Source organism: Chamaesiphon polymorphus CCALA 037 (genome assembly GCF_003003845.1).
Taxonomy (GTDB): Bacteria; Cyanobacteriota; Cyanobacteriia; order Cyanobacteriales; family Chamaesiphonaceae; genus Chamaesiphon; species Chamaesiphon polymorphus.
Map to the genome: position 1 here is coordinate 1 of NZ_PVWO01000481.1, position 4,413 is coordinate 4,413.

The window sequence follows — 4,413 nt, forward strand, 5'->3', positions numbered from 1 at the left end:
AGTACTAGCCATTCGTACCCCTTTGTGCCAATAGTGCCGCACCATATGCCGCCTCCTGATGTGGGGAAATCGAGATCGGTACGGGAAGATATCGCTGACGGATCTTTGTCCAGACTGGATTTTGCGCCCCACCGCCAGCGGTATAGATTGCCGTTAGGGGTGTAGCTCCTAATTGGGCTAATAGTTGGTAGCCGCGCGCTTCGATGCTGGCGATCCCTTCTAATAAACCGTGCAAAAAATCAACCGCTCGCTCTGGGCGCGGTGTCAATCGCGGTGCTAAATGAGGATCGTTAATTGGAAAGCGATCGCCTGGAGTCAATAAGGGATAATAATCGAGATTGCTGGGTCGATCGGGATCGATTTCTTGGCTGAGGCTAACCAACTCGGCATCGCTGAAAAAATGTCGCAGTACCGCCCCACCTGTATTTGATGCGCCGCCAACCAACCAGAGATCGCCCAAACGGTGACTGTAAATCCCAAAATTAACATCCTCGACGCGCGTCTGGCTTAGGAGTTTGATAACTAATGTCGATCCCAAGGATGTGACGGCAACACCTGGCTCCTTCACACCACTAGCGATAAATGCGGCAATACTATCGGTAGTACCAGCACAGACGATACAATCAGCCGCTAAACCCAATTCTGTGGCAACTTGGGGTAATACCGTCCCAATTGGCGTACCGGGCGGCACGACTTGGGGCAATAACGGGCGGTAGGGCTGTCGTTCGAGCCAATCGGGATAACAGAGGGCTTCGACATCGTAGCCGAGTTTCAGGGCATTGTGATAGTCGCTGATGCCCAATTTGCCATGCAGATGATAAGCCAACCAATCTGCTTGATGCAAAAAGTAGGCATCTCTAGCAGTCGGCACAATCTCGATCGCCTCGGGTTGACCCATCAACCACAATAATTTCGCTAAACTAGAAGTTGCACCGATCGCGGAATGTCCGGCTGGGGCGATCGATTTAACCGAATCTAATACTGCTGCCCCGCGTCGATCGTGATATAAAATTGGTGCGCCGATCGATCGACCCTCGCGATCGCACAATAGTACCGTCGAAGAAGTGCCATCGATCGCAATGCGTTTGACCCCAGCTTTAATTTCATTTGGGATCGCCTGGATTAATGCAAATAAAGTCGCTCGCCACCCTTGCGTTAGTAAATCGCTAGTTCCCCACCAGAGGACATTACAATCGGTATCGATCGCTACCAATCTAACCCCAGATGTGCCAAAATCTATGCCGAGCGAGACTATCATATTTTTATTTTGTAGCCAGAGTTACATGTTTGGTTGGTCTAACAATGATACAAAATGTCAAGTTGGTGCAACTAAAAATAGTATAGAAACACACATTCAGGAGTAAATAAAATTGAAAAAGATCGTAGCAATTATTCGCCCCTTCAAACTAGATGAAGTAAAAATTGCCCTCGTCAATGCTGGAATCGTCGGGATGACAGTCTCGGAAGTGAGAGGATTTGGGAGACAAAAGGGTCAAACCGAACGCTATCGCGGCTCGGAATATACCGTGGAGTTTCTCCAAAAGCTCAAAGTCGAAGTGGTGATCGAAGACGCACAGGTCGATATGGTAGTAGACAAAATTATTGCTGCTGCTCGGACTGGCGAAATCGGTGACGGGAAAATTTTCGTTAGTCCCATCGAGCAAGTCGTGCGGATTCGGACAGGCGAGAAAAATATTGAAGCGGTGTAACTACTAACTACCATCATCTCAAAATTCAACTAGATCCCCGACTTCTTTAAGAAGTCGGGGATCTGTGCTAGGTGCCTATAGAATCTTAGGTGCCAGGAAGATCGCGCAAGCGATCGGTCAAATGAGAACGATCTGCGAGTACCTTTAACAATGGGCCGTGTTTGCCAAACTCGACGATACTAATGCTACAAACGGGCATTCCCAGTCGATACCGAAATCGCCCCGCATCGATACCTAGAAGGCTGCACAACAGGATCCGAATCGTAGCTTTGTGGGATACGACCAAAACGTTCCCCGTTGCGTGTTGCTGACTGATTTCCTCGATTACGGCAAGCGCGCGTGCGGCGATCGCCATTGCGGATTCGCCACCTGTGGGTGGATTCCAACCCGGATCGGCCAACCACCGGAGATAATCGTCATGATACTCCGCATCGACAGTCGCAACATCCTTGCCTTCCCAAGCCCCGTAATTGATCTCTTGCAAGCCGTCGCGAATTTGCAGCTTCATGCCTAATTTGTCTGAGATCGGTTCCGCCGTCAAAATTGCCCGTTCTTTGGGGCTACAATAGATTGCTTCCCAAGGCGTACTGGCATAAGCCGCCGCAAATACCTGTGCCATTTCTTCGCCATCGGCAGTCAAGCCAGGATCGATGGATCCACAAAATAAATTCCCGCGACTAGATGCCGTTTGCCCGTGACGGAGGAAGTAAAGATTCAGAGTCATATAGCCATCCTTAAATTAAATAATGTGGATGTTTTGCGATCGAAAAATGGTTGGGTTCGCTAATGATTGAGAAAGAGCCTGAATTGTCAGGCAGATATCGATTATAAAGAGTTGTTTCGTAAAGCCCCGAGCTGACAGGCGATTTACATACATAAAGGTCGCGCTGACGATCCCTATTTTACTCTCGAATCAAAACTCTGTTAATATAAAAGGCACGAGCAAACTAAATCTTTAAGTTTGCTCCTATGCTTCTTGGAATAATAAATTACCAGGAGTGGGTCGAAACCCACTTTTTTTGTTGTTTACTGCCACTGACAAGTACGATCTCTCGGTTCGATCGCCGTCACCAGCTCGGCACAACGCTCTGTTCGATCTTCTCAAGATCCGACGATCGCCTAACTCTCCCTGCTCGACTCAGATAGTGCGGGATCGATCGAAATTAAGTTACTAGTTATGTTCGTTAACATCCTTCTTAATCGCCACTAGCTCCTAGTCCCTGCCACATCTATGGCTCATCCCCTCATTCCCCAAATTACTGACATCGCTAACCCAATCGCCGCAGACTTGGGACTAGAATTAGTTGCAGTTATCTTTCATACCCACGAACGTCCCCCCTCACTGCGGATCGATATTCGCAATCCGGTTGCGGATACCGGATTGCAAGACTGCGAGCGCATGAGTCGCGCTTTGGAAGCGGCATTAGATGCCAAAGAGCTAATTCCGTTTGCCTACGCATTGGAGGTTTCTAGCCCTGGAACGAGCAGACAACTGACGACAGATCGCGAGTTTAATGCTTTTGGTGGCTTCGCAGTTGAGGTTACGACCGATCTGCCCTGGGATGGCAAAACTGAGTGGCAGGGACAATTGATTCGTCGCGACGATACTAATATCTATCTGAGTCTTAAAGGCAGAACGATTGAAATTCCCAGAGAATTAGTCGCTAAAGTCTATTTACACGATAAATAATCGCCATAGCGATTTGACTAGCGACTGAATCGATCGTCGAAATGCTGACTAGATATCTAGATATCTAATGCGATCGATCGTTCATCTTATTTAATTACTTACCCATTCGAGTGGATTGTTGTTGAGGTTGTGGCTAAAATCCTCAATTCGATCGTCTCGGCGATCGCCAACACTCTCTACACTAATTCCTAACTTAACTGAATATGTCAAAAGCTAAAGACCCGAAAAAAAGTAACGTTAGTTTGCCTCAACTCAGAAATATGATTGAGGAAATTAGTAAAGATCGCAACTTACCCAGCTCTGCGGTACAAACTGCCTTGCGCGAAGCTTTACTCAAGGGCTACGAACGCTATCGGCGATCGCAACATTTAGATCGGATGGATTTTGAAGAAGATCATTTCGATAACTTCGATGTATTTCTGAATCTAGATGAAGAGGCTTTTCAGGTCGTTGCGACTAAAACGATCGTCGAAGAAGTCACCGATGAAGATAAAGAGATTTCGCTCAATGATGTCAAAAATAGTTTACAGCAAGAAGAATCTGCCGAAGAACTCAGCGAGGAAAAGCTACTAGAACTAATCGGCGACTCGGTGATCTTGGATGTAACACCCGATCGCGAAGATTTCGGACGGATGGCCGCAATTCAAGCCAAGCAAGTGCTCGCCCAAAAATTGCGCGACCAACAACGGAAGATCATTCAAGAAGAATTCGAGCAATTTGAAGGTACCGCGCTGATCGGCAAAGTGCTCAGATTCGAGCGTCAGTCGGTAATTTTATCTGTCAGTAGTAGTTTCGGTCAACCGGACGTCGAAGCCGAACTGCCCCAAAAAGAACAACTGCCTAACGATAATTACCGGATCGGTCGCACTTTTAAAGTATTCCTCAAAAAAGTCCGTGAAGGCTCCCAACGTGGCCCTCAATTGCTGGTCTCTCGCGGTGCTGCCGGATTGGTAGTCGAACTATTTGCCAATGAAGTCCCCGAAATCGAGGAAGAACTAGTCAGAATCGTGGCGG

The 4,413-nt window shown here is 47.7% G+C and carries 5 protein-coding genes; 3 read left to right on the top strand and 2 right to left on the bottom strand.

Annotated features, from left to right (window positions below; genetic code table 11):
• Positions 1-4: 4 nt before the first annotated feature.
• Positions 5-1,258: an FGGY-family carbohydrate kinase gene (locus C7B77_RS24835; protein WP_106311235.1), complete on the bottom strand. Its 1,254-nt coding sequence runs from the start codon at positions 1,256-1,258 to the stop codon at positions 5-7.
• Between the two features lie 112 nt (positions 1,259-1,370).
• Between C7B77_RS24835 and C7B77_RS24840 the strand changes: the two genes are divergently transcribed.
• Positions 1,371-1,709 (top strand): P-II family nitrogen regulator, encoded by a 339-nt coding sequence (locus C7B77_RS24840; protein ID WP_106311238.1) that lies wholly within the window; start codon positions 1,371-1,373, stop codon positions 1,707-1,709.
• A gap of 85 nt (positions 1,710-1,794) precedes the next feature.
• On the opposite strand, the gene C7B77_RS24845 is transcribed toward C7B77_RS24840, so the two are convergent.
• Positions 1,795-2,433 (bottom strand): histidine phosphatase family protein, encoded by a 639-nt coding sequence (locus C7B77_RS24845; protein ID WP_106311240.1) that lies wholly within the window; start codon positions 2,431-2,433, stop codon positions 1,795-1,797.
• A 507-nt stretch (positions 2,434-2,940) separates the two neighbouring features.
• Between C7B77_RS24845 and rimP the strand changes: the two genes are divergently transcribed.
• Together rimP and C7B77_RS24855 are read left to right on the top strand one after the other, a co-directional pair.
• Positions 2,941-3,399: a ribosome maturation factor RimP gene (rimP, locus tag C7B77_RS24850; RefSeq protein WP_106311244.1), complete on the top strand. Its 459-nt coding sequence runs from the start codon at positions 2,941-2,943 to the stop codon at positions 3,397-3,399.
• Between the two features lie 203 nt (positions 3,400-3,602).
• A partial coding sequence (locus tag C7B77_RS24855) for a NusA N-terminal domain-containing protein (RefSeq protein WP_281261387.1) occupies positions 3,603-4,413 on the top strand: 811 nt, incomplete at its 3' end.